The organism is Anaerostipes faecalis (assembly GCF_018982945.1).
In the GTDB taxonomy this organism is placed as follows: domain Bacteria; phylum Bacillota; class Clostridia; order Lachnospirales; family Lachnospiraceae; genus Anaerostipes; species Anaerostipes faecalis.
Map to the genome: position 1 here is coordinate 1 of NZ_JABRXE010000006.1, position 25,013 is coordinate 25,013.

Below are 25,013 nucleotides of genomic sequence, written 5' to 3' on the forward strand. Positions count from 1 at the left end.
ATATTTTCTGTTCATTCTTTTTAATGTTGCATCGCATCCACTTTGTAAAGATAAATGGAAATGAGGACAAAAACTTTGAATTTTGCTTAATCGTTTTACAACTTCAGGCGTAATAAATCCAGGTTCAGTTGAATGACCCGCCAAAAATGGTGCATCGTTCAACTATACCCTCTACCTGCTAATCAAAGAGCTTTACTTCTGTGACTGACACGGGCACAGAAACAAAGCTCTTTTTGTCTGCTTCAAAATCGACACCCCGAATCCAGTCCCCGACTTTTCGCAGACCCGCAGATAGAGGGTATAACACACTAGACTTTGCAAGCAAAGTCCGTGTGCCAAAAAGGGGCGTTGCCCCCTTTGGATTCCCCCGTCATTTCCGTTTCTCGGATACAAAACCGACCTTGCCGTTTTTACATCCTCACCCCGGAAATCAAAGAAGCACCGTCGCCATCTTCAAAGGGGATGTTGACAGTGCTTCTTTATAATTATCCAAAAGTTGCTTTCTTGCAATACTGTGTAAGCGTGGGTTGTGGTGTAGTATCTTTAACTAAGGGAACCTCCGGATTCCCATTTTGAAATTGCAGTTCTAGATACAAATAATGCCGCAGCCAGTTCTTCTTGTGTCATTCCCCGGCTTTTTCTTAATTCCTGAAGTTTTTCATGAAATTCCAAAACCTCCACCCCTTGCTCGTTTTATTTATTCTTTATTGACAGTATAACCGCTCCCTGATAAATAGAAAATAATCCAATGCTTAACAATACGCCACCTACAATATCCGTGAGCCAATGTACTCCCGAAATCAATCTGCCAATAACCATGAATGCCGAAAAAGCGATTGTTACAATCGTTATCACTTTTTTGACTGCAATGCTTGACAGCCTGCGCTGAGTCTGTTCGATCAAAGTCGGCATCACACACAATACCAATAGTGTAGTTGATGATGGATAAGATGCCTCCATTACTCCGTTAATTAAAATAGGTCTGTAATTGATTGGAATCATCTCAAAAAATATATATGCCAGGATCACGACAATATAATAAATACCCAGAATAAGGTAGTGTAAAATAGTTTGTGTTTTTGGTAAGAAATGGCTCCTTTTTGGTAAGAATTCAGATATGACAATTCTTATCGAAAAGGAGTATTTTTATGGCGGTTGCAAAGGAACAAATTCGACAGATTATCTCAGAAAACAACATTAGCAGCGTTGCAGATGTATACACGCTTCTGAAAGACAGCTTCAAAGATATCCTGCAGGAGCTGATGGAGGCGGAGCTGGATGCAACCCTCGGTTATGAAAAAAATCATAAGGGAGATCTGCAGACAGACAATAAAAGAAATGGTCACTCCACAAAAAACTTAAAAAGCCAGTACGGTGAATTCCAAATTGATGTGCCAAGAGATCGCAATGGGGAGTTTGAACCAAAGTTGATTCCTAAATATCAGAGGGATATCTCCGGGATTGAAGAAAAAGTAATCTCTTTGTATGCACGTGGTATGAGTACACGTGACATTCATGACCAGCTTCAGGATCTTTATGGAATTGAATTATCAGCTGAAATGGTCAGCAAGATCACAGATAAGATTCTTCCTCAGGTCAAAGAGTGGCAGTCCCGTCCTCTGAACCCGGTGTATCCTTTTGTCTTTATGGATTGTATTCATTACAAAGTCCGGGAGGATGGCAGGATCTTAAGCCGTGCTGCTTATGTTGTTCTTGGTGTTACGGTGGAAGGGTATAAAGATATCCTCAGCATCACAGTAGGAGCCAATGAAACCAGCAAGTTCTGGCTTGGAATGCTCAATGATCTGAAGAATCGCGGAGTGAAGGATGTCCTTTTCTTCTGCGTAGATGGCCTTCCCGGCTTTAAAGAAGCCATCCAGGCAGTCTATCCGCAGGCAGAGATCCAGAGATGTGTTATTCATATGCTGCGTAATTCTTTCAAGTATGTAAACTATAATGATTTGAAGAAGTTTTCCTCGGATTTCAAAGCAGTATATAATGCACCAAATGAAACAGCGGCTTTGTCAGAATTGGAGAATATTAAGGAGAAATGGGGAAAGAAATATCCCTATGCTATCAGCAATTGGGAAAATAATTGGGAAGATGTAAGTTCCTTTTTCCAGTTTTCTAATGATATCAGACGCATTATGTACACGACCAACATCATAGAGGGATTGAACCGTCAATACCGGAAAGTCACGAAAACCAAGAGTGTATTTCCAAGTGATGCAGCGCTGGAAAAGATGCTGTACCTTGCCAGTGAAAATGTAATCAAGAAGTGGACGCAGAGATATCGGAACTGGGATCAGGTATTGAATCAGCTGATTGTCCTGTATGGAGAACGGCTTACCAATTATCTGTAAAAAAGGAAAAGCAGGAACGGCGTTGCTCCAAAGCTCACCATTCCCGCTTCCTTTCTATTCCGTCGGCATTTGTATTATTGCCAGGATTTCCCGATTCTATTCCAGAGGTCGGGTGTGGGCAGCGCCCACAAAAAGCAATCAATACAATGCCTTATTTGTCATGCAAAAAAATCAAAAAAGGTGTATAAAATCTTCTCACATGGTTATACTGTAAATAGAAAGACAGATTCGACAACACCAACATTCTAAAGTCGACAGCAAAATTCTACATATCTATTTCTTATCAGAAAGATTCACTTTCCAAAGACACAAGATTTTTTACAGCCTCCAGAATAATGATATCCGGATCCACCTTGAAAAGACTTCTTTTCTTAATCAACTGAACTAGTCCCACACCTGCAAAGATCAGGCATACTACGACAGGCACCAGCCCCATCCAATCAGTAATCGAATAAATCATCATGTGTACGCCTGTGAAGCGGTGAAACCAGCAATTGAGTGTTGCAAATCCAATATTCGTTCCGTTTTGACCATGAGGCTGCACATCTACCATCTGGATCAAAACTGTCCATAATACAAAAGTTGCAATGAATATTCCTCCAAATAGTAAATTCTTCATTCCGTTCTTTTTCATCATTCTACGTCCTTTCTATATGGGTTTGTCTTTTCGACACATTCACCTTATCAAAAAACATAAAATGATGATAGAATCGCTCGGTCACATACGTGATACGATTCGTATCATACCCGTAAATGCTTGTTTTTTCAGTATTTCCTTCTGATTATCTATCCCTGCAAATCCGGATTTATCTTTTAGCATTCTATCATGTTCTATTCTGAAATTCCACTCTTACATTTACAAAGAGTCGCCTTTCGGCAGCCCTCTTAACTTATATATAAACGATCTCTTTCAGTACAATTTTTTCAGCACTTGTTCTGATATTATTCATCAACCCGACCCACTTCATCTGATCCCGTATCTTCAATGTTTCTGTCACACTCTGTTCTTCTGCCATCTGCTTCATTAACATTTCGACCTGCTCTCTTGCATCCCGATCAATCTGATTCAGATGTTCAGTCAGCTTTCCAGTCAATAACAGGCACTGATATCTTGCTGGTCTATACTCTTTCAGATATTGTTTCCGCAACATTCCATATTTCCCATATGTCGGTTCTTCCTCATTCAGCACCAGACCCGGCAAATAGTAATCTCCATGCAAGGTATAGCTTAATCCGTTCTTTTCATCATAAATGTGTTTTTTCATGCACTTATATCTCCATTCCTCTGTTCTTTGTTTTATTTTTCTTACGCTGCTGATTCTCCATCTCGCTCTTTTTCGCACCCCATGCTAATCTTTCGTAAATGCTTCCTTTTGGCATTTGTTCCATCCGTCGTTTTTCTTCCAGTGCTTTCTGATTATGAATATCCTGCAGTACCGCAGCCTCCACAGTGTCTATTCCCATGACACGCACAACACGATCATATCTATCAGAAACACTTTGCAACATATTCTTTTCTTCTAATAATTTCTGATTGTCTTTACGCATATCATCCAACTCTTTCTGAACACTGTTATATGCCTGTTTTGTCTTCTGGTATTTATTTTTCCATTTCTCCACTTCTTTCGTAAGTTCTTTTACCTGGGCAGCCATTGCAGCAATCTTATTCTTCATTTGAATAAATAATGGTTTAACTTTTTTATCCCGATAGGTTCCTGCACGTTCCAATGCTCCTGCTTCCGGTAGAAGCGTTTTAACCGTCCCATATTCTTTTATTTCCTTACTGACATTATCTATGATCGGCTGTAACTGCTCCCGACGTTCTTCTAGGCTTTTTAATTCTATTTCTGCTTTCTCTGCCCGCTTTTCTGCAGCTTCTTTATCCCTGACCGCCTGTTCCTTATCTTCTTTCAAAAGCTGAATATCTGCCTTGGATTCTGCAATCTGTGCAGTCAGTCCCTCATTCTCTGCTGTCAGATACTCTTTTTCCTGCTCCAGAGCCTGAACTTCCTTCTTTCGTTCTTTTTTCTTGAAATTATAAACATCCAGATGTTCCTCATGGGTACCTTTCTGTTCCCATTCAATCCCATACTGCTTTGCAATATCTGCCAGCACTTCTTTTTCGTGGTTTATCCACTGATTTAATTCTGTGTCATGTTTATTTCCACCTTGAAATCCCAAACTTTTTAATGCCTGCTTCAGTGAAACTCTGATATCCATCCCTTTTCCTTTCCAACCAGTCACATAGGGAACAAAATCAATATGCAGATGTGGTGTAGCTTCATCCTGATGAAGATAACAGCAAAATACCCGGAGAGTTGGATTCCTTTTCTGAAAATCCTGCATATATTCATTCAACACCTTCACTGCCAGTTCTCCTTCTACTGTCCCTACAGCCATGTCTTCACAATTTCCAATCTGGAAAATGACCTCATGGAATAGTTTTTCCTGTTTTCCCTGCCGGATTTTTTCATAATAATTTGTAATCTGACGGTCTTTTCTTTTCCCCACATTGTATCGCTCCACAGAATCATCAAACAACTCTTTATAAACATCTTTCAGATTTTCATTCTGGTAACAAATATTCAAGTGTACTCTGTCCGGATCTACATTTTCTGCTATGAAATCCCTTCTGTTATGAGCCAGAGAACCAGCTCCGATCATACCGCTAATTGTTCTTTTCATGGTCATGCTTCTCACCTCCCCTTCTGAAACCAGTGCCAGACATGGCACATAAATTTGTATCTTCGCCAGTTATGGCGATAAAAAGAACTCTTCGCCGGATACGGCGGTTTTGTTACTTTTGTCAAAAGTAACGCAAAAGCACTTTCGACAGCCGTACCGTCCATCAAAAGTCCCCTTGCGCCCTGCCGGGGGCAAGACGTCCGGGGACGTCTGTTATGCACCGACCGAATCGGAGCGAAGACCTATTCCTCCCGTTGGTCGGTTTACTCCTGCGTTACTTGTATGACTGACTTATCCCGTTATTCTCGCCCGGACATATTCCAAATCTCCGCAGTATGGTGTCCCCACCAGATACCATTCCCTTGCCGGATTCATTTCCATTCTGGTCTTGACCCACTGATCGTCAACCAGCACTTCCAGCCCTTCTCCGCAGTGAAATCCTGTGTCAATCCATAAATCTGATGATAATAAACCGTATCTTCCGTTATTGCTGTTATAACCTAATCTTCCTTCTCTCATTGTGTCACTCTCCCTTCATTTATCGTTTTCCATAGGGAGCCCCGTTTCAGGGCATCCTTCACAGCCATCAAACCACCAACGCACTGTCGTTTTATCCACAACCTTCCGTCTTGCATCTTACCAGCTTTCTCCTTGTCTGCTATCTACAGGTGCGTGACACGCTCCTGTCATAGGACAGACAACAAGAACTGTTACCATCGAAAGCTTTCCGGTATTCCCCGCCTGTCCAGATATTCCTGACGGGACTTTTCCCGTTCTTCCTCTGTCGGAGCAGTTTTCGACTGTGTATATAACTGCCGGTTTGCCATACGCTCCACTTTCTCCATAAGCCCTTTGCAAATTTCCTCCGAACAGCTTTGATCTTCCATCAAATGATAGGAAACCAGCTGTCTAAACAAGGCAAATGGTATCTGTACATTTTTTATTTCCATGTTGTCTCCTTTCAAGGTGGCAAGATGCCCTGTTCTTAAGAAATAGTCATCTTGCCATCTTCCTTTTATTCTGGAAGCATCCAGAACCATTGATTTCCACGTTTCACCGAATCAATCTCCAGTTCCAGTTTTGCGTTCCGTAGGGTTTTCTTCTTAATTCCTCGTTTTTCCGCTTCTTCTTCAATCTTTTTCTGTGCCATGCCACCATCAGCCAATATTTCCAACAGAAACTCCTTTGCCTTCCGGCTTTTCTGACCTCTGCTGTCACCACTGAGCAGATCATCCGCACTAATGTCGTATTCCCCGATCCACTCGAATCCAGTATCCTTATCTAATCGGAATGCAATTGATTTCCCTTCCGGTGCAAGGGAACTTTTCACATGGCATACCACACGGATTTCCGGTTCATCTTTAATCCGCCCAACAATCAGCACACTTCTGGCTGCCGCCTGAAAATCAATCGAACCCAATCCACGGTAAGAAGATTTTCCGTTACTGTTTTTGTTCATATGCCCGATCAGAATGATTGCACAGTGGTATTTCTCTGCAAGCACTGCCACACGCTTCATTAACGGACGGATTTCATTTGCCCGGTGCATATCCACCTCTGCTCCAAGAAATCCCTGTATTGGATCTAAAACTACCAGACGGGCTTTTGTCTGTATGATAGCTTCTTCCAATCTGGCATCCATCATGGTCAATGCCCGATCGTTATCATCAATTACCATCACTCTGGAACAATCTGCACCAGCTGCAAGAAGTCGAGGCTTGATAGTATCGCCCAATCCATCTTCTGCAGTCTGATAAATAACATTCACAGGTTCTATCGGGCTTTCCACTGGATTCGCATCAGAGTCAACGTTCTTTTCTGCTCTATCCTTCCCGTCTGTTGCCTGTTGTTGCTCTGGAAGAATTTTTTCGCCTTTGGTCAACTTCGCAATAATCTGAAGTACCATCGTAGTCTTTCCTTCTCCCGGATCTCCCTGAATAATCGTTACTTTTCCAAAAGGAATAAACGGATAGAACAGCCATTCAATCTGCTCTACTTCCACTGATTCCATATTTATCAGCTTCAGATCCGACTCCGTCCTTTTTATTTCTGTTTTCTTTGTCTCTACTCTGTTCGTTTCCATCGTTCCTCCTTATTTTCCCGTTGAAAGGAAGTGGAGATTTTGATAGAATACTCGTAGAAAGTTTTTGGTGAGTATTCTACCAAATCTCTGCCTTTAGGTGTTTGCCGACACTTAAAGGCATTTTCTATTCTTCCTTCATGCCATCCATCGTCACTGTGATCAGCCGGATTACTTCCAGTAAATCCTCCGGCACATCATCACCCTTTTTCAAACGTTTCAGTTCATTCAGAACCTTTGCCAGTTCATTTTTCAACGCCTTATACACTCTCGGATTTCCTGTCACTACAACCTCTTTTTCCTGCAATCTTCGGATAATATAATCCTGTTTAGTCAGACCGGACAATTTAACCGCTGTTTCCAGAAGTTCATCCTCCTCCGGTGATACCCGAAAAGCTACCGTTTTATTTCTCCAACGCCCCTGTCTATCCAAACATTTAGCTGACATACGCAAGTCCTCCTTCCCTATCATTTGGTTCTTCATTCATGTTTTCTGCATCCAACTGGTCTGCCATATCCTGCTGTACGGACGGGAACAGATGCGCATATCGGTAAGTGATCTTTTCTGCTGAATGACCAACCCTTTTTCCGATTGCCAGTGCTGTATAGCCCATGTTAATCAGCAAAGAGACATGGCTGTGTCTGAGATCATGCACCCGGATTTTTTTCACACCGCTTGCTTTGCATCCTCTTTCCATTTCATGGTTCAGATAATACTTAGTTACAGGGAAAATACGGTCATCCGGCTGCAGGCTGTAATATAACTTCAAACAATCCTGCATTTCGTCACATAAGAACTTTGGCATAGTTACAGTACGGACACTGTTCTTTGTTTTCGGAGTGCTGATCACATCTTCTCCCTTTAAACGCTGATAGGATTTGTTGATCCGCAACGTTCTCTTCTGGAAATCGAAATCCGCAGGAGTTAAAGCCAAAAGCTCCCCGGATCTGATTCCGCACCAGTACAATAACTGGAACGCATAGTAGGAAAGTGGTTTATCCATCATTTCTTCTGAAAACTGTTTATACTCTGCCTTTGTCCAGAAGAGCATTTCCTTGCTTTCTTCTGAGCCGATTGTGCCAGCTTTCCTTGCCGGATTCATGCTAAGATCATAAAACTTGATCGCATGGTTGAAAATCGTACTCAACTGTCCATGGATTGTTTTCAGATAAGTAGGGGATAAAGGTTTTCCTTTCCTGCTTGTCAATTTGCGAAGCTCATTATGCCAGTCCAAAACATCCTTTGCGGTGATTTCTGACACCTTTCTTTTTCCCAGATAGGGTAAAATCTTGGACTTGATAATATTTTCCTTTGTAAGCCAGGTACTCTTTTTCAGCCTTGGTCTCACATCTTCCTCATATAATTTGCAGAAGCTCTCCAGTTCCATATCCATACTGGCTTTCTTCTGGAGTATGAACTGCTGCTCCCACTGTGCAGCTTCTCTTTTTGTTGCAAATCCTCTTTTGCATTTCTGCTTACGTTCGCCGGTCCAGTCCTGATACCGTACCATAACGTACCATGTGTTATTGCTTTCAGTCTTGTAAATTGCCATTCTTAATTCCTCCCATCGTTTGATCTCGTTCCGTAGAACTGTTCGTAAAAATACTTCCGGTCAACTTTTCCTGCAATTGTCTGGCATCCCATCGCCTGTAATTCCCTGTTCAGCCTTTTCATCAGCTTATAAGCGTAGGATTCCGATACTTCCAGAACTTCCATGACCTCTTTTACATTCATAAACATTTTACTCATTGTAAAATCCCTCCTTCGTTTCTCACTATACATTTCTGTATAGTCCGTATGATACTATACTTTTTTGTATTGGTCAAGTGTTTCAAAACAAAAATTCTATACTTTTTTGTATGGTTTCTCCTTGTCTGTACTATACATATATGCTATACTCAATTTATCAAGTAAAAGACAGGAGATATGAGCATGGCAATAGGAGAAAGAATTCATCATTTTCGACTTCTGCGTGGATTCACGCAGAAATATTTAGGTCAACAGCTGGGATTCAGCGAATCACAGGCTGATGTCCGCATTGCACAGTACGAAAAAGGCTCTCGCAGTCCAAAGGAAAACTATCTGAATGCACTGGCTGACATTTTTGAGGTCTCCCCTCATGCACTCGCTGTACCGGACATTGACAGTTATGTTGGGCTGATGCACACCTTATTTACATTAGAAGACCTTTACGGACTTCATATTGGAGAAATTGACGGAGAACTCTGTCTCCGGCTGGATAAGTCCAAAGGAACCACCTACCTTTCTATGTTTGATATGTTCTACGCATGGCAGGAACAGGCAGAAAAACTAAAATCCGGGGAGATCACCAAAGAAGAATATGACCAGTGGCGGTACAATTACCCGAAAAAAACAACATAAAAACCAACGAAAAAAGGCCTTACCAAATTGATTTCACTCAATTCAGTAAGACCTTTTTTGTTGGTTTCACACATATTACCTGACAACCACCGGATTGCTGATAAATACTACCTAAATATCCGGTGTTATCATTTTGTTATCAAATAGAACTTCTTGTGCCCGGAAATGCCCTGTTTATAAGGGTTTCCAGAATTTTTTCATTATTCAAACTCTATCGTTCCTGGTGGTTTTGAAGTCAGATCATACATTACTCTGTTAACTCCTCGGACTTCATTGATGATTCGATTCATTACCTTATTCAATACTTCATAAGGTATTTCTGCTGCTTCTGCTGTCATGAAATCGATTGTATTAACCGCTCTTAATGCTACTGCGTAGTCATAGGTTCTTTCGTCTCCCATTACTCCTACAGATCGCATATTTGTTAAACCGGCGAAGTACTGTCCGATGCTTCTGTCTAATCCTGCTTTTGCGATTTCTTCTCTATAGATTGCATCTGCGTCCTGCACGATTTTTACTTTTTCTTCAGTAACTTCTCCGATGATTCGGATTCCTAATCCTGGTCCTGGGAATGGTTGTCTGAATACAAGATATTCTGGCAGTCCCATTTCTAATCCGGCTTTTCTTACTTCGTCTTTGAACAGGTCACGGAGTGGTTCGATGATTTCTTTGAAGTCTACGTGATCTGGCAGTCCTCCTACGTTGTGGTGGGATTTGATGACTGCTGATTCTCCTCCTAGTCCACTTTCTACCACGTCTGGATAGATAGTTCCTTGTACCAGGTAATCAACGGCTCCGATTTTCTTTGCTTCTTCTTCAAATACACGGATGAATTCTTCTCCGATGATTTTTCGTTTCTGTTCAGGCTCTTCCACACCTTTTAATTTATCATAATATCTCTGCTGTGCATTGACACGGATAAAGTTCAGATCATATGGTCCTTCTGGTCCGAAAACTGCTTCTACTTCGTCTCCTTCATTTTTACGGAGTAGTCCATGGTCTACAAAAACACATGTCAGCTGTTTCCCAATAGCTTTAGAAAGCATTACCGCTGCTACAGAGGAGTCTACTCCACCAGACAATGCACATAATACTTTTCCATCGCCTACTTTTTCACGGATTTTTTTAATAGATTCCTCTACGAATGAATCCATTCTCCAATCACCTGTACATCCACAGACATTCATAACAAAGTTTGATAACATTTTTGTTCCTTCTTCTGTATGAAGCACTTCCGGATGGAACTGGATCGCATACAGCTTCTGGTCGGCATTTTCTGCAGATGCTACCGGGCAGTCTGCTGTATGGGATGTGATTTCAAATCCTGGTGCTATTTTGGAAATATAATCAAAATGACTCATCCAACAAGTGGTTTCTTTTGATACATTTTCAAAAATCGGAGAATCTGTTTTATCCACAATTACATTTGTTTTTCCATATTCACGGACTTCGGCTTTTTCTACTTTTCCGCCGAGGATGTGCTGCATCAGCTGTGCTCCGTAACATAATCCAAGAACAGGGATTCCCAGTTCAAATAATTCTTTTGAATATGTTGGAGAGTCTTCTTCATAGCAGCTGTTTGGTCCACCTGTCAGAATGATTCCTTTTGGATTCATTTCTTTAATCTTTTCAATATCGATTTTATATGAATAGATTTCACAGTACACGTTACATTCACGTACACGACGTGCTACCAGCTGATTGTACTGTCCGCCAAAATCAATGACGATGACTAATTCATTTTTCACGCTGTTTCCTCCTGTTGTGTTATTCACCTTTTAATACATCAACTTTATCAAGTTTTTCCCATGGCAGATCAAGATCATTTCTTCCGAAATGTCCGTATGCTGCTGTCTGTCTGTAAATCGGTCTTCTTAAATCTAACATTTTGATGATTCCGGCTGGTCTTAAATCAAAATGCTCACGGATTAAATCTACCAGTTCCTGATTGGATTTCTTTCCGGTTCCGAAAGTATCTACCATAATAGATGTTGGTTCTGCCACACCGATAGCATAAGATAACTGGATTTCACATTTGTCTGCCAGTCCTGCTGCTACGATATTCTTTGCCACATAACGGGCTGCATATGCTGCAGAGCGGTCTACTTTCGTACAGTCTTTTCCGGAAAATGCTCCACCACCATGGCGTGCATATCCTCCATATGTGTCTACGATGATTTTTCTTCCTGTCAGTCCTGCATCTCCGTGCGGTCCTCCAATAACAAATCTTCCTGTCGGGTTAATAAAGAATTTAGTTTCTTCATCTACCATATGTTCTGGAAGGATTTTATCAAAGACTTCTTCCTTAATATCTTCATGGATCTGTTCCTGTGTAATTTCAGGATCATGCTGTGTGGAAAGTACTACCGCATCCAGACGAGACGGTTTTCCGTTTTCATCATATTCAACAGTTACCTGTGTTTTTCCATCTGGTCTCAAATATGGAAGTGTTCCATCTTTTCGCACTTTGGTCAGCTGTCTTGCCAGTTTATGTGCCAGCGAAATTGGATATGGCATGTATTCTTCTGTTTCATTTGTTGCATATCCAAACATCATTCCCTGATCACCGGCTCCTATGGCTTCGATCTCATCATCTGTCATATTGTTTTCTTTTGCTTCCAGTGCTTTATCAACACCCATGGCAATATCGGAAGACTGCTCATCAATAGCTGTGATAACTCCACAGGTATCTGCATCAAATCCGTATTTTCCTCTAGTATATCCGATTTCCCGTACAGTATCTCGTACAATTTTCTGGATATCCACATATGCATTGGTAGAAATTTCTCCCATTACCATAACAATTCCTGTGGTTGTGCATGTTTCACACGCCACACGGCTCATTGGATCCTGTTCTAACAAAGCATCTAAAATTGCATCTGAAATCTGATCACAGACCTTGTCTGGATGACCTTCTGTTACAGATTCAGATGTGAAAAGTAACTTATCCATAACTTATCCTTTCTGTTATTGTCCTTTCGTCTATCAAATGGTTCCATGATACATTTTTTCTTTATATAACCAAAGAGGTCCGAAGGATTCCGGACCTAATGTTCTTCTTTTTTAATAAACGGTGCATTTTTACTTCGAATGACTTCAACCTGTACAAGTCGTCCGTTGATAACTTTTTCAACTCGTAAGGCTCCGCCCTGGAAGAAATAGCACTGTCCTACCTGAAACTGTTCATTCTCCTGTTCGATCCACTCTGTCAACAGTTCTCCCAATGTCTGACCGCTAAATTGTTCTGGAATATTTACGTGAACCAGTTCATTGATACTGCTGATTGTCTGATGCGGCAGGAAAACGGTTTTATCCACATCATCAAATGTTCGGAACAAAAATTTTTTAACAGCAAATAAAATTGCAATTGCCATGATTACAACTAGGTTTTCTATAGGTTTTGTGTGTTCCACGATCATCTGACGGGCAATGGCAAACATCAATACCTCGACCAATGTATCCGGTGTATGCTTGCACAGCATTTTAATAAACTCTATGCAGATAACCAGATTAAATGCCACTCCTACAAATTCATAAATATCCCTGGATTCCGGGTGATTCATCAGTAAGTGTACTAAATCCTGAATCAGCCAGACACTTCCTCCGATAACCGCTATCGTTATAATCATCGATAATATCAGTTCTACCCACTTGGAAACTTTGAATACTTCGTTTTTCAGGTATTGTCTCATGAAGGCAATTCTCCTTTTATCCTATCTTTAGTTTAAATTTGGCAATTTCCTTTTCACTATTTACAAGCTTGATTTCTCCTCCAAGCTGTCTTAACTTCTTCTCAAATTCTTCATATCCGCGATAAATATATCCGATCTCACTGACTGTAGTGAAACCTTTTGCTGATAATCCTGCAATAACCAGAGCTGCTCCTGCACGTAAATCCGGTGCCTGCACATCTGCTCCGGTAAAGCCTTCTACTCCTGTAATAATAGCAGTTCTTCCATCTACCTGAATAGTTGCTCCCATCTTTGTCAGTTCATCTACATAACGGAAACGGTTTTCAAAAATACTCTCAGAAATAATACTGGTTCCATTGGATAATGCCAGTGTTACTGCCATCTGCGGCTGCATATCTGTTGGGAATCCTGGATATGGCAGAGTTTTAATATTTGTAGATTCCAGACGTTTTGTCGCTGACACACGGACAGCATCGTCAAATTCCACCACTTCTGCTCCGATTTCTGTAAGTTTCGCACTGATCGCTTCCAAATGTTTTGGAATGACATTCTTAATAGTGATGTCACCTTTGGTGGCAACTGCCGCAGTCATAAATGTTCCGGCTTCAATCTGATCCGGAATAATAGAATACTGGCAGTCTCCAAAGTGTTGTACACCTTTGATCTTAATTACATCTGTTCCTGCTCCGCGGATTTTTGCACCCATACTGTTCAGAAAGTTTGCCACATCTACTACATGAGGTTCTTTAGCTGCATTCTCGATAATCGTATCTCCTTTGGCAAGTGCAGCTGCCATCATAACATTGATTGTCGCTCCTACAGAGACAACATCCATATAAATATGACATCCTATCAGTTCCTCCGCTGTTGCGCTGATCATACCGTTCTCAATCTCGATCTCTGCACCTAAGGCCTTGAAACCTTTAATATGCTGGTCGATAGGACGGCTTCCAATCTCACATCCTCCCGGAAGAGCAACTCTTGCTCTTTTATATTTTCCAAGAAGGGCTCCTATCAGATAATATGAAGCACGAATCTTGCGAATAAATTCATTATCCACGTCACAGTCAGGATGAATTCCTTTACCGCTTATTGTAACTTCGTGTTTCCCTGTTCTATCTACAGTTGCTCCAATCTGTTCCATAGCTTGCAGCAATACATTTATATCTCTTACGTCAGGCATGTTGTCGATCATACATTTTCCATCAGTCATAACTGCCGCTGCCAGTACTGGCAATGCTGCATTTTTTGCTCCACCGATAACCACTTCGCCGACTAATGGATTTCCACCTTTAATGACATATTGTTCCATGATACACCTCAATTTATCTATATTATTAAACCTAATTTTCTCTTCGGTAATTGTTTAAAATCATACATTTTAAATTATAACATAACATTATAGGTTTTCCAATACTTTTTCCAATGAGCTGCCAATGGATAAATTATCCAGCTCTACGGATACATCTGCATATTTCTCGTAAAGAGGTACTCTTTCACAGTACAGATCATAAAGAGTCTGACCTTCTTTTAATACAACTCCTCTTGCTTTCAGATTACCCAAACGCTTTTTTACTGTTTCATAACTAAGCTTCAGATAAATTACAGTTCCAATGTCACGAAAATGTTTCATGGCTTTGTCACTGTATATTGCACTTCCTCCCGGGGCAATCACTGACTTTTCTGCCTGAACAGATGCATTAACTTCTTCCTCAATGATCTTGAACCCTTCATTTCCAGCTTCTTCTATAATTTCCTTTAACAGTTTTCCTTCCCGTTTCTGTATCACGAGATCTGTATCGACAAATTCATATCCTAACGCTTTTGCCAGCAGGACTCCGATGGTACTTTTTCCTGCTCCCGGCATTCCAATCAACGTATAATTACTTCCTTTTTCTGCCATGCTGTTTTTTCCTCTTTTTTTTCTTTCTGACAGAGTACCCGAAAGTACCCAGCCTTTTTCCAGTTTCAAAATAGCCACCGTGAGAGTATACCAGAGGATTTGTCTTTTCCAGAGCAAATCGTCCGTCTTCTTCCATATAATTATCGTCTATCATTATGTTCACAACTTTTGCCATAAACATATGATGAGATCCCAAAGGAATAATCTTTTCTACTTTACATTCAATATTTACCGGGCTTTCTGCAATGACCGGTGCATTGACAATCTGTGCCTCTTCTTTTGTCAGACCTGTTTCCTTGAATTTATCCAGATCTCTCCCTGATCGGACTCCACAGAAATCTGTTGCCCGTGCCAGTTGTTTTGTTGTCAGGTTGATCACAAATTCTCCACTGTTTTTGATCATTTCATAAGAATGTCTTTCTGGTCTTACAGAAATATACGTCATAGCCGGATTGGTACATATGGTTCCAGTCCAGGCTATGGTTATAATATTATCTTCTTCCTTATCCCTGCAGGTTACCATTACGGCCGGCAGAGGATAAACCATATTTCCAGGCTTCCATGAAATCTTTGCCATATATTTTTCTCCTAGAGTGCTTTGCGGATATCCTGACGGAGCTGTTCCATATCCACATCTTCCATTGGATGTTCTTCCCATTTCACAGTAACAGTATCACCTTCATAACGAGGAATCAGATGCATGTGAAAATGGAAAACAGTCTGACCGGCAATTTCTCCATTATTCTGCAGAACATTCATTCCATCACAGTTTAAAACTTCTTTTAATGCTCTTGCCACAACTGTTGCCAGCTGAAAAAGTCTTCCTGCTGTTTCTGCATCAATTTCATAAATATCTTTAAAATGTTCTTTTGGAATAATAAGAACATGACCTTTTGTTGCTGGCGCAATGTCCATGATTACTTTAAAATCAGAGTTTTCATAAATAGTATTAGATGGAATATCTCCATTTGCAATCTTACAAAAAATACAATCTTCTTTCATCTTTTATCTCTTCCTTTCCTGTAGCTGTTACAAGTTTATCTGTGATGTATTTTATCTTATTTACCATGTTTTTTCAAGAAAACGACCTATAATCATAATATTCAAAATTTTTTTAATTTCTATTAGTTTTTTCACTTTTTGTTCACATTTTCATTTTATAATAAATTTTGTAAAGTAGTTAATACTTTCAAATCCTACCCCTCTTGAGGATGAAAATCCTCTCCTTATTGTTTTAAAAGAAAGAACCGGTCAGATGACCGGTTTTTTCTTTGTCTATAGGAATAATCCTATCTCTTTTCCTTCTATATTTCTGTTCGTCCTTCCAGTGCGCGCAGCAATGTTACTTCATCTATATATTCCAGATCTCCACCTACCGGCACACCACTGGCAATCTTGCTGACTTTGATTCCTGTAGGTTTTACCAGCTTGCTTATGTACATAGCTGTGGTTTCCCCTTCCAGACTTGAGTTGGTTGCAATGATCAGTTCCTTTACATCACCTTGCAGTCTTGCCATTAATTCCTTCAGACGAATATCATCAGGTCCTATCCCAAGCATCGGAGAAATGGCTCCGTGAAGCACATGATACACGCCTTCATACTTGCCTGTTTTCTCATAGGCAATCATATCTCTGGTATTCTCCACTACCATGATCGTGCTATGATCTCTTTTACTGCTGGCACATATAGGACATATTTCCTGATCTGTCAAAGTGCAGCATTCTTTGCAATAATGAACATTTTCTTTGGCACTGATAATTGTATCTGAGAGTTTTTTTACCTGATCCAGCGGCATATTAATAATATGGAATGCCAGACGCCCTGCGGATTTGGGGCCGATTCCAGGTAATTTCCCTAATTCTTCTACCAGCTGTGTAATTTGGTTACTATAATAATCCATGATACTGTCTTAGAATGGGAATCCGCCGCCCATTCCTCCTAATCCGCCAGTAATCTGACCCATTTTTGTCTGGGAATCTTCTTCCATTTTTCTAAGAGCTTCATTGGTCGCTGCAACGATCAGATCTTCTAACATTTCAATATCATCAGGATCTACAACTTCTTCTTCCAGGGATACTGAAACAACTTCTTTCTTTCCTGATACTACAACTTTAACAACTCCACCACCTGCAGTCGCTTCATAAGTTGTTTCTTCTAAAGTTTTGCTTGTTTCTTCCATCTGTTTCTGCATTTTCTGAGCCTGTTTCATTAACTGATTCATATTTCCGCCCATGCCGCCCATTCCGGCCATGCCACCTCTTCTTTTTGCCATTTTATTTTCCTCCTAAGATTTCTTTTTTTATTTCATTTATTATTCTTCTATATTTACATCCATATGGATACACTCCAGATCTATCATATCCTGTTTTTCTCTGGATTCCATCAGTCCAACTTCCAGTTCCACCTCTCTGCCTGACTGTCGTCTAAGCTCCTGTTTTAAAAGATCGATTCGTTCCGGCTCGTCAAGAAAATATCCGCTCTCCACATTCATTTCTTTTGGAAACATCAGTTTCAGAGCATTTCCTTCTTCATTTACTGTTAGTGTTGCTTTCTGGAGACAGAACTTCATCTGCGGTGACAGGCTCCGTTTCGTCTCCCTCCAGTGATTTACAATATCCGTCAGTTCTTCGATCTTTGCTTTTGGAAATTTCTCTTCCAGCTGCCTGTTAACATCCTTTTCAAGTTTTGGCACTGATTCAGGTTTCCCAGCTGACTGTGGCTGTTTTACAGTGATTCCAGATGTTATCAGCTTATTTAACTGTTCTTCCAGCTGACGTACTCTCTCCAGTAAACTGCCCTGATCAGCTTCCATCTGCGGTCTGCACATTTTTATCATCTCTACCTCCACCAGCACCCTTTTAGATGTGGCAAAACGAAGCTGATTTAATAATTCTGATAAAATTCTGATATACCGTATCAAAGTATTTTCATCTACAGTTTTCGCCTTTTCCTGAAGAAGTTTTAACTGATCTGTGGATACTTCCAATGCTTCACTGGCTGCAGTGCCCTTTCCTACCAGTAAAAGATTACGTAAATACCACAGAAAATCTGTAATGAACTGGGACCATTCTCTTCCCTGGCTGGTCACATCTTCCAGAAGATTCATAACTCCTGTTACATCGGACGCCAGAATATAATCCAGAAGATTGCTGTATACCTGAATATCAACTGTTCCCAGAACCTCCAGCACATTATCATAGGTCAGCTTCTTTCCAAGATAAAATGCAATGCACTGATCCAGAAGACTTAAAGCATCACGCATAGAACCATCTGCCATTCTTGCAATGTATTCCAATGCCTTCTCCTCCACATCCACCTGTTCCTGTTTCATTAAATCCCCAAGCTGTTTTTTTATGGTATCTGCAGTAATTCTATGAAAATCATATCTCTGACATCGTGACAGAATGGTAATCGGTATTTTATGAACTTCGGTAGTTGCCAAAATAAAGATTACATATTCCGGCGGTTCTTCCAGCGTCTTTAACAAAGCATTAAAGGCTCCTATGGAAAGCATATGCACTTCATCAATAATATAAACTTTGTATTTTCCTGTTGCCGGTGAATACTGAACCTGCTCTTTAATGTCACGGATATTATCAACACCATTATTAGATGCCGCATCAATTTCCATCACATTCATGGAACTTCCATCTATGATTTCTTCGCAGGCAGCGCACTGATTACATGGTTCTCCATCCAAGGGATTCTCACAGTTTACTGCTTTTGCCAAAATCTTCGCCACTGTAGTCTTACCTGTACCTCTGGTTCCACAGAACAGATATGCATGACCGATTCTTCCAGTCCTTATCTGGTTTTTCAATGTGGTCACAATATGATCCTGTCCTTTTACCTGATCAAAAGTCGTCGGTCGGAACTTTCGGTATAAAGCCATATATGACATGGAATCTGCTCCCTTCTTTTTTTATGTGCTGCTCACTTCTGAAATATTGTAACATAATCAAAGATATTGTAAAAGGGAAAAAAACATCGAACTTTTTACTGCTGTTTTCATTGAAACCTGCTTCCAAAGTCTTCATAATAAAAAGCAGAAAGAAAGACAGGAGAGTAGAAAATGAAACAACCATACGAACTTGCAACATTTTCACATGAGATAAACAATTCGCTGACTTTAATCTACAGCCAGCTTCAATACATTGAAAACACAAAAGATGATCTTAAAAATGACGAAAACTGGTGTCAGGTGAAAGAAGATTTTTCCTCTCTGTTTGATCTCATAAAACAGGTTTTATCTCCTTCCATTCCAACATCTGCTGCCCTGGAACCTCAGAATCTCATTTCTCTTTTTGAGGAAATCCGTTCTTCCTGGCATTATCGTCTATCCAGAGAAAATATACACTTTTACATCCAGGCCGATTCAAATGAATCTTATTATGTATATGGTGCAAAAGCCCAGCTGCTTCAAATGTTCCATAATCTGGTTTCTAATGCCATAAAAGCCATTGAAAGAAAAAAAGATGCCGGGATAAACCCCAGCATCACTGTTCACTTAAGCAAAGAACAAGGCCATATTGTATTAAATTTATCTGATACCGGCATCGGAATGACCAGAGAACAACAGCAGCGAGCTTTTTACCGGGGTGTTTCCTTTATTCCAAAAGGTAATGGCATAGGTTTATCCGTAGTCAATGAAATTGCAGATAAACTCCATGTAAAAATTCATATGGATTCTGCCATCAATCAGGGGACTACTTTCACTCTGATTTTCCCTGCCATGGAACATACAAAACCAGTGCCAGTATAAAACCGCCTATACATCCGCCTATATGAGCTGCATTGTCCACACCCATGCTTTGGAATCCATGGTAAATAGATCCTGCAATCATAAGAAATACTCCGGTTCCGTTAAACTGTTCCCTCTGTTTTTTACAGAAAAGAAACAGAGCCGCCAATGCTCCGGTAATTCCGAAGATTGCTCCAGATGCTCCTGCACACAATACATTTTCTCCAGTTGAAGCATAATAGAAGACGGAGGCAATACTTCCGATTAATCCAGAACCAAAATATAATACAAAATAACGGAAGCTTCCCATAATTTTTTCCATTTGACTTCCAAGCACAAGAAATACAACCATATTATTAAAGAAATGACTCCATCCGAAATGGATATAATTGGATGTTATCAATCGATAAAACTGATGCTTTTCTAATACATAATATGGATTGCATGCACCCATTTCATAAAAATCAGCTCCATATATTTCAGAAAGAACAAAAACTATCATATTGACTGCAGCAATCGCTGCAGTCATTTTGTATGCTTTAATACTTTGAAGAAAATGTTCTTGAGAATCTTCTTTTTCTGAAACTGAATTCAAAACCATAGAAATAGATTCATATAATTCATGAAACTGTTCTTCCCAGTCTACAAAAACAGCTTTCCCATTTTCTGATAATAACAGAATCAATACCGGAACATTTTCTCCCAGCTGTCTTTTAATTCCCAGAATCATATAATGAATGTCATCCTCTGTCAGAATAGTTCCATCTGGATTTTTATCCGCTGTTACCATAACAGCTTTTTTCTGATTTCCAATGGTTTTCACATAACAAGGGCCCTGGGATGTATCTGTTTTGGCATATCCCTGTATTTGCAGTAATTCAATAATTTTCTGATACATATGGTTTCCTCCAGCTTTTTGGATATTATATCACGTTTCCTCTTCACAGTGAAACTCATATTCTTCCAGCCCTATTTTCACAACATCTCCCTGGTTTAATTCTTCTTTTGCAATAATTTTTCCATTGATTCTTGTTCCATTGGTAGATTTCAGATCTTCAACCATTACTTTGTTATTTTCCATTTGTATTTTCATGTGGCGGCGACTAACTCCTATGGCAGACAGACAATAATCCGTTCCTTCCAGAGAACTTCCAATAACAAAACCGCTGTCATGTATACATATTTTTTCTTTGGGATTCTTTTTAGAAATCAAATATCCAACAGGCTCTTCCAGTAAATAAACGGTCTTTTCCTCTTCTGTTAACAACTCTGTTTTTGTGTCCAGTGACAATTCTTCTATCTTTCCTGATTCTTTCCGTATTCTCCAAAAAAAATACAAACAGCCAAAAAATCCCGCCATACTAACCATTGCTCCAAGCACATACAGATAATAGAACCCATATCTGAAGATCCCTATTAAAGAATAAACAAACAATGCTGCAAACAAAACAGCCCCTGCCGCACCTATCATACTTTTACCTTTTCTGTCTTCCGGAAATTGTTCCATTTCCACTTCTTCTATTTCTTGTTCCTCTGGTACCTTTTCTTCCATCTGCTGTTTTTGTTCTGGTTTCAGATATTCAATAACCTGATCAATTGCCGGTTTCTTTTTCACAAGAAAGCTGTGAAATTCAAAATAAAATTTTACCTTTTCCTTGTTTTCATATGATATATGCTCCATTATCTCTTCCAGCAGCTCTCTCATCTGCTCTAGAATATTTTTTTCATATTCCGGAAAATAGCATAACACCGGCTTTTCATCTTCATCCAAAAACATCAGTTCTTTTTGGAGTATCAGATGATCCAGGTTCAGTAAGTATCCTTCTATCTCTTCTAGTGCCACAAAAATATCGTAAAAAAAAATTTGGGGTTCCATCTGATTTTTCCGTTCCCACCATCTCTCATATCTTCCTGTCTCATAATAATAATATTCTTTTTCATCTTCCATACGAAATTCACAAGGCAATAAAGACTTTATGGGATGCCGTAAAAGAATTTCCTTCTCATAAGTAATTTCCTGTTTTTTTTCTACAACATAGTAATTAGAAAACCCTTCTCTAATCCATTGTTCCATCGACTCTATTCCACCTCCTGATCTTTTCCATTTCTGACAGATAAGAAGCTTTATAAGTACCCTGATATTCAAAAAATTTTATTTTAAACATTTTTAAAAAAGAACTCCCCGGCACCGCCAATTGAAATTTCACCTGTACTTTTACTTTATCTGCAGTGGTATTTACTGATACATTTTCAACTGTTCCAAGAAATAAATGCTGTCTTAAACTGTTTCTTAAATCCTTTTTAACCTTCCCGGCTGCATCTGTTTTCCCCGGATACATTTTTGTATACAGATTTCTATTATTAAGTTTTCTGTAATCTATTTTTCCCGTCTCATAATCGCCACCGGTCACTACAGTATCCACAGCCTTTAATCCCGTTTCTTCCATAATTCCCTGAGCAATTCCACAGTCCATAAAATAGCAGACATATCCCATAAATAAGAACAGTACCATAAGTCCCGCAGATACAATCAGACTTGCTTCCACCGTTATGTATCCTTCTTCCTCTTTCCACATCTTTGACATGGGACCACTCCTTTCAATGTACTTTTATCCACCTGAATCACTGTGCGTTTTAATCCACTGCATGTAAGATCTGTATGATAGGCATCTCCCTCTTTAGGAATATAAAAACAGGTAACTTCTCCCTGATGATATCTGGTACATTTTTCACATTCTTTATAATGAGTTTTCCCTTTTAAATATTTTTCCACATCTTCATCTACACTGATATCCAAAGACAGATGCGTACAGCTTAAATCTGTATGATACACGCTTTCATTTGGAGTAACATAAACCATGCCTTCTTTTATCTGATCATTGTCAGGTATATATCCTGTCATCGCTTTCTGCCGGATTTTCTGAGTATATATTCCTGTATGACCGTATAAAAACGGCATCTTTTTCCGTATTACATACCGGGCTGTAATAATAAACTCACCTTTTGCATTCATTCTGCATTCTGAAAAAACAACTCCGTTACTTCCACCTGCCAGTGCTGATCGATTTAAAAACCTCTTATTAACCGATGATAAAAATACCCCTTTTGTCACAGCTTTGTTTATAATCCCTGATTCTCTCCCCTTTTTTGAAAATCTATACGCATTTACAGCTGATTCAGCAGCCGCCTGGGAAAGCCCATGTCCCACCTGTCCATGTATCATCAAGACTTCTCCTGCCGAAACCAGCATCAGAAGTGCCATCAGAAAAATCGGAAGCACAAGACTTGCTTCTAAAGTGATGGAACCTTTTTCAGAGGCAGAAAAAGATGTCCTCTTGAAATTTCCGGTTCTTTTTTTATCATTTTGGTCCACCGTCCATGAGAAATGTTTTTGACAAGAGAACATCTCTCTCCACCTCCTTAATATGTTAATGTTCTTTTAAAGTTCCATTTGGACCATTGAGGAAAAGGCAGTGTCATTCCCCCAAAAGAAAGTTTTTTAAGACTTATGTTCATAGATATGGTACAGGATGCAACACACTGATCTAATTTAAAATCAGGCACTTTTCTTCGAATATTCTGCTCCATTACATCCATCATCCGCATATATTTTTCTTTTTCACTGTTTTTCATCATCAGAAGAATTCCAAGATAATCCTCGTATGAAAGTCCTTTTTTTACCGGTTTTTTCTCAGACGTAAGGGTTGCCAGTCCAGAGAAAGACAACTGCCAATTTGCAGCATTTTTTACCATCGGAACCTGATTTCCATCTGCAAGATTTCGTACATCAATTACCGATTCCCCATAAGCCAGAGCCAGCAACAGCAGATGCTTCGCTGCTGCTATAAGAGGTGGAATCCCTGTTAATCCAAGAACGGATGCTGCTAAAACAGAAGCCTCTTTTTCTTTCTCTGGAGACTTATATACATATGCTCCATTGACCGGAAATCTTAATGCTATCATTTTCCAGAAAACACTCCCCAGATTCTCTTTCTCCGAATCTTTTCCTGCAATAAGATACTCCACTTCGTATTGAAGACCTTCTTTCTTCTGTTTAGATGTAAGACAATGTAAATATTTCAGACTATATAAAACAGCAGGCAGCTCTGATATAAGTGATGTTCCCGATACTTTTTTCTGGATATCATGCAGTTGCTCTTTCATTTCTTTCTTTTTCATAAAATTCCACGTTTTCTCTTTGGTGGTATCTTTTTTTCCATAGCTGGAAATCACTGCCAGAGAAGATACCTTTCTTTCCCCCATTATCAGAGAAACTGATCCCTCTCTCAGCCTTTTCATCAGACCCTTTCGTGGATCCTGCTTTTTTTCGATAGTTTTTGTCTTATCTTTCTGCTCTTTTTCTTCTCCTTTCTTCCCTTCCTGCTCCATTTTTTCTTCAATCTGAGGAATTTCATTCTTAGCTTCCTGACTCTGATTCCATTTTTTTCTCCAAAGGTCTATGGCATCTTTACCCATCTGATATTTCATTAGTTCACGAATCTGATACTTTAATACCTCACCCTCTTGATCTGTCAGATAGACCTTCTTCTCCATACCGGCATTTCCTGTCTGAAACAAAAAAGAATCTTTACTGCCTTCCAGACTTTCTTTCATCTTCTCTGACAGATCCTCCGGCATTTCTTTCTGATATCTTGGATCCATTGCAAAAATATGATATGTTTCTTCCAATTCCTTCTGATAATTACCATGGACATGGGAAAGCCCTGCCATAAATGCCCCTGCTGCCTTCCCACGTGCCACATAAGTATAAATACCCTCTACACATACACTGATCAAAAGCATAAATACCAAAAACAGCATTGCCAGAAATGTAGTCATGGCCCCTTTATCGTCCCTGATCATTTGACCTGGCCCGTTTTTGAAGTTATAGTTTTAAAAATATTGTTTACAACCGTCTTTATCTGATTCTGAAAAATAATAACAAGTCCGATTAGAACCACAATAATTTTAGCCCCCTGTCTGATACCCCGCATAAATACTGGCTTTATCTCCAGCGTTACCGAGTAGCCTTTGTTCTTTTTTCTAAGCACTTGCTGTCAAAACTGTGTACACTGTGTTTAAGGTAAAATCTCCAAATACAAAAACGGAGTATATCTATTTTATATGCTCCACTATCTATGTAAAGAAAACAGCCGGTATATATT

General features: G+C 39.7%; 28 protein-coding genes and 3 pseudogenes. 3 read left to right on the forward strand and 28 right to left on the reverse strand.

The features are described from left to right. The 3 genes and pseudogenes from KTB61_RS13345 to KTB61_RS07690 form a co-directional block, all read right to left on the reverse strand. A pseudogene (locus tag KTB61_RS13345) lies at positions 1 to 132 on the reverse strand (tRNA (N(6)-L-threonylcarbamoyladenosine(37)-C(2))-methylthiotransferase MtaB); the annotation flags it as partial. Positions 133 to 558: 426 nt separating this feature from the next. Continuing rightward, positions 559 to 672 (reverse strand): annotated as a pseudogene (locus KTB61_RS07685) (helix-turn-helix domain-containing protein); the annotation flags it as partial. Positions 673 to 693: 21 nt separating this feature from the next. Next, the gene (locus tag KTB61_RS07690; protein ID WP_408630307.1) at positions 694 to 1,029 is read right to left on the reverse strand and encodes a phosphatase PAP2 family protein; all 336 of its coding nucleotides are present in this window, start codon (positions 1,027 to 1,029) and stop codon (positions 694 to 696) included. A 119-nt stretch (positions 1,030 to 1,148) separates the two neighbouring features. Between KTB61_RS07690 and KTB61_RS07695 the strand changes: the two genes are divergently transcribed. Beyond that, complete coding sequence (locus tag KTB61_RS07695) at positions 1,149 to 2,363, forward strand: IS256 family transposase (RefSeq protein ID WP_216697195.1); 1,215 nt, start codon at positions 1,149 to 1,151, stop codon at positions 2,361 to 2,363. Positions 2,364 to 2,646: 283 nt separating this feature from the next. Here KTB61_RS07695 and KTB61_RS07700 read toward each other — a convergent pair whose 3' ends face one another. The 9 genes from KTB61_RS07700 to KTB61_RS07740 all read right to left on the reverse strand — a co-directional run bounded on the left by KTB61_RS07700 (position 2,647) and on the right by KTB61_RS07740 (position 8,878). Further along, entirely contained in the window at positions 2,647 to 2,982 is a 336-nt protein-coding gene (locus KTB61_RS07700; protein ID WP_230973669.1) for a hypothetical protein, read from the reverse strand. A gap of 271 nt (positions 2,983 to 3,253) precedes the next feature. After that, a complete protein-coding gene (locus tag KTB61_RS07705) occupies positions 3,254 to 3,628 on the reverse strand; it encodes a TnpV protein (RefSeq protein ID WP_055261448.1) in 375 nt (124 codons plus the stop codon). 4 nt (positions 3,629 to 3,632) lie between these two features. Next, positions 3,633 to 5,054 (reverse strand): plasmid recombination protein, encoded by a 1,422-nt coding sequence (locus tag KTB61_RS07710; RefSeq protein WP_055261451.1) that lies wholly within the window; start codon positions 5,052 to 5,054, stop codon positions 3,633 to 3,635. Positions 5,055 to 5,339: 285 nt separating this feature from the next. Beyond that, complete coding sequence (locus tag KTB61_RS07715) at positions 5,340 to 5,567, reverse strand: DUF5348 domain-containing protein (protein WP_022092901.1); 228 nt, start codon at positions 5,565 to 5,567, stop codon at positions 5,340 to 5,342. A 191-nt stretch (positions 5,568 to 5,758) separates the two neighbouring features. Beyond that, positions 5,759 to 5,992 carry a complexin-2 gene (locus tag KTB61_RS07720; protein WP_427786934.1) on the reverse strand — a complete coding sequence of 78 codons (234 nt, stop codon included), beginning with the start codon at positions 5,990 to 5,992 and terminating at the stop codon, positions 5,759 to 5,761. A gap of 71 nt (positions 5,993 to 6,063) precedes the next feature. Continuing rightward, complete coding sequence (locus KTB61_RS07725; protein ID WP_216697196.1) at positions 6,064 to 7,131, reverse strand: AAA family ATPase; 1,068 nt, start codon at positions 7,129 to 7,131, stop codon at positions 6,064 to 6,066. A 124-nt stretch (positions 7,132 to 7,255) separates the two neighbouring features. Further along, positions 7,256 to 7,576, reverse strand: coding sequence for a plasmid mobilization protein (locus tag KTB61_RS07730; RefSeq protein ID WP_022092899.1), 321 nt, complete (start codon positions 7,574 to 7,576; stop codon positions 7,256 to 7,258). After that, a complete protein-coding gene (locus KTB61_RS07735) occupies positions 7,566 to 8,681 on the reverse strand; it encodes a site-specific integrase (RefSeq protein WP_055261453.1) in 1,116 nt (371 codons plus the stop codon). The genes KTB61_RS07730 and KTB61_RS07735 overlap by 11 nt, the downstream gene beginning before the upstream one ends. 2 nt (positions 8,682 to 8,683) lie before the next feature. Then, a complete protein-coding gene (locus KTB61_RS07740) occupies positions 8,684 to 8,878 on the reverse strand; it encodes a hypothetical protein (protein WP_005611072.1) in 195 nt (64 codons plus the stop codon). A 183-nt stretch (positions 8,879 to 9,061) separates the two neighbouring features. Here KTB61_RS07740 and KTB61_RS07745 point away from each other — a divergent pair. Next, positions 9,062 to 9,508 (forward strand): annotated as a pseudogene (locus KTB61_RS07745) (helix-turn-helix domain-containing protein); the annotation flags it as partial. Positions 9,509 to 9,711: 203 nt separating this feature from the next. On the opposite strand, the gene guaA reads toward KTB61_RS07745, so the two are convergent. The 10 genes from guaA to dnaX all read right to left on the reverse strand — a co-directional run bounded on the left by guaA (position 9,712) and on the right by dnaX (position 19,008). Beyond that, on the reverse strand, positions 9,712 to 11,259 hold the full coding sequence (gene guaA, locus KTB61_RS07750; RefSeq protein WP_216697197.1) for a glutamine-hydrolyzing GMP synthase: 1,548 nt from the start codon (positions 11,257 to 11,259) through the stop codon (positions 9,712 to 9,714). Positions 11,260 to 11,278: 19 nt separating this feature from the next. Continuing rightward, positions 11,279 to 12,463, reverse strand: coding sequence for a methionine adenosyltransferase (metK, locus tag KTB61_RS07755; RefSeq protein WP_075759641.1), 1,185 nt, complete (start codon positions 12,461 to 12,463; stop codon positions 11,279 to 11,281). A 95-nt stretch (positions 12,464 to 12,558) separates the two neighbouring features. Further along, positions 12,559 to 13,203 (reverse strand): phosphate-starvation-inducible PsiE family protein, encoded by a 645-nt coding sequence (locus KTB61_RS07760; RefSeq protein ID WP_075759642.1) that lies wholly within the window; start codon positions 13,201 to 13,203, stop codon positions 12,559 to 12,561. Between the two features lie 16 nt (positions 13,204 to 13,219). Next, a complete protein-coding gene (locus tag KTB61_RS07765; RefSeq protein WP_075759643.1) occupies positions 13,220 to 14,515 on the reverse strand; it encodes a UDP-N-acetylglucosamine 1-carboxyvinyltransferase in 1,296 nt (431 codons plus the stop codon). Between the two features lie 87 nt (positions 14,516 to 14,602). Next, complete coding sequence (locus KTB61_RS07770) at positions 14,603 to 15,106, reverse strand: shikimate kinase (protein WP_075759644.1); 504 nt, start codon at positions 15,104 to 15,106, stop codon at positions 14,603 to 14,605. Further along, the gene (locus KTB61_RS07775; protein WP_075759645.1) at positions 15,087 to 15,683 is read right to left on the reverse strand and encodes a flavin reductase family protein; all 597 of its coding nucleotides are present in this window, start codon (positions 15,681 to 15,683) and stop codon (positions 15,087 to 15,089) included. Before KTB61_RS07775 ends, KTB61_RS07770 begins: the two co-directional genes overlap by 20 nt. 11 nt (positions 15,684 to 15,694) lie before the next feature. Then, positions 15,695 to 16,108: an HIT family protein gene (locus tag KTB61_RS07780; protein ID WP_075759646.1), complete on the reverse strand. Its 414-nt coding sequence runs from the start codon at positions 16,106 to 16,108 to the stop codon at positions 15,695 to 15,697. A gap of 302 nt (positions 16,109 to 16,410) precedes the next feature. Beyond that, positions 16,411 to 17,007, reverse strand: a complete 597-nt coding sequence (gene recR, locus KTB61_RS07785) for a recombination mediator RecR (protein WP_075759647.1) — start codon at positions 17,005 to 17,007, stop codon at positions 16,411 to 16,413. 9 nt (positions 17,008 to 17,016) lie between these two features. Further along, on the reverse strand, positions 17,017 to 17,379 hold the full coding sequence (locus KTB61_RS07790) for a YbaB/EbfC family nucleoid-associated protein (RefSeq protein WP_075759648.1): 363 nt from the start codon (positions 17,377 to 17,379) through the stop codon (positions 17,017 to 17,019). Between the two features lie 39 nt (positions 17,380 to 17,418). Then, positions 17,419 to 19,008 (reverse strand): DNA polymerase III subunit gamma/tau, encoded by a 1,590-nt coding sequence (gene dnaX, locus KTB61_RS07795; protein WP_230973670.1) that lies wholly within the window; start codon positions 19,006 to 19,008, stop codon positions 17,419 to 17,421. A 171-nt stretch (positions 19,009 to 19,179) separates the two neighbouring features. On the opposite strand from dnaX, the gene KTB61_RS07800 reads away from it, so the two are divergent. Further along, on the forward strand, positions 19,180 to 19,869 hold the full coding sequence (locus tag KTB61_RS07800; RefSeq protein ID WP_075759649.1) for a sensor histidine kinase: 690 nt from the start codon (positions 19,180 to 19,182) through the stop codon (positions 19,867 to 19,869). On the opposite strand, the gene KTB61_RS07805 is transcribed toward KTB61_RS07800, so the two are convergent. From KTB61_RS07805 to KTB61_RS07830, 6 genes are read right to left on the reverse strand one after another with little or no spacing between them, the layout of a single operon-like run. Next, the gene (locus KTB61_RS07805; RefSeq protein WP_075759650.1) at positions 19,820 to 20,746 is read right to left on the reverse strand and encodes a rhomboid family intramembrane serine protease; all 927 of its coding nucleotides are present in this window, start codon (positions 20,744 to 20,746) and stop codon (positions 19,820 to 19,822) included. The two genes, KTB61_RS07800 and KTB61_RS07805, sit on opposite strands and share 50 nt — an antisense overlap. Positions 20,747 to 20,776: 30 nt before the next feature. Then, entirely contained in the window at positions 20,777 to 21,922 is a 1,146-nt protein-coding gene (locus KTB61_RS07810) for a DUF6382 domain-containing protein (protein ID WP_075759651.1), read from the reverse strand. Beyond that, entirely contained in the window at positions 21,906 to 22,433 is a 528-nt protein-coding gene (locus KTB61_RS07815) for a hypothetical protein (protein ID WP_216697199.1), read from the reverse strand. Before KTB61_RS07815 ends, KTB61_RS07810 begins: the two co-directional genes overlap by 17 nt. After that, entirely contained in the window at positions 22,397 to 23,254 is an 858-nt protein-coding gene (locus KTB61_RS07820) for a TadE family protein (protein ID WP_216697200.1), read from the reverse strand. The genes KTB61_RS07815 and KTB61_RS07820 overlap by 37 nt, the downstream gene beginning before the upstream one ends. A 14-nt stretch (positions 23,255 to 23,268) precedes the next feature. Continuing rightward, the gene (locus KTB61_RS07825) at positions 23,269 to 24,711 is read right to left on the reverse strand and encodes a DUF5702 domain-containing protein (RefSeq protein ID WP_075759653.1); all 1,443 of its coding nucleotides are present in this window, start codon (positions 24,709 to 24,711) and stop codon (positions 23,269 to 23,271) included. Then, positions 24,708 to 24,842 carry a Flp1 family type IVb pilin gene (locus KTB61_RS07830; RefSeq protein WP_216697271.1) on the reverse strand — a complete coding sequence of 45 codons (135 nt, stop codon included), beginning with the start codon at positions 24,840 to 24,842 and terminating at the stop codon, positions 24,708 to 24,710. The genes KTB61_RS07825 and KTB61_RS07830 overlap by 4 nt, the downstream gene beginning before the upstream one ends. Positions 24,843 to 25,013 lie beyond the last annotated feature (171 nt).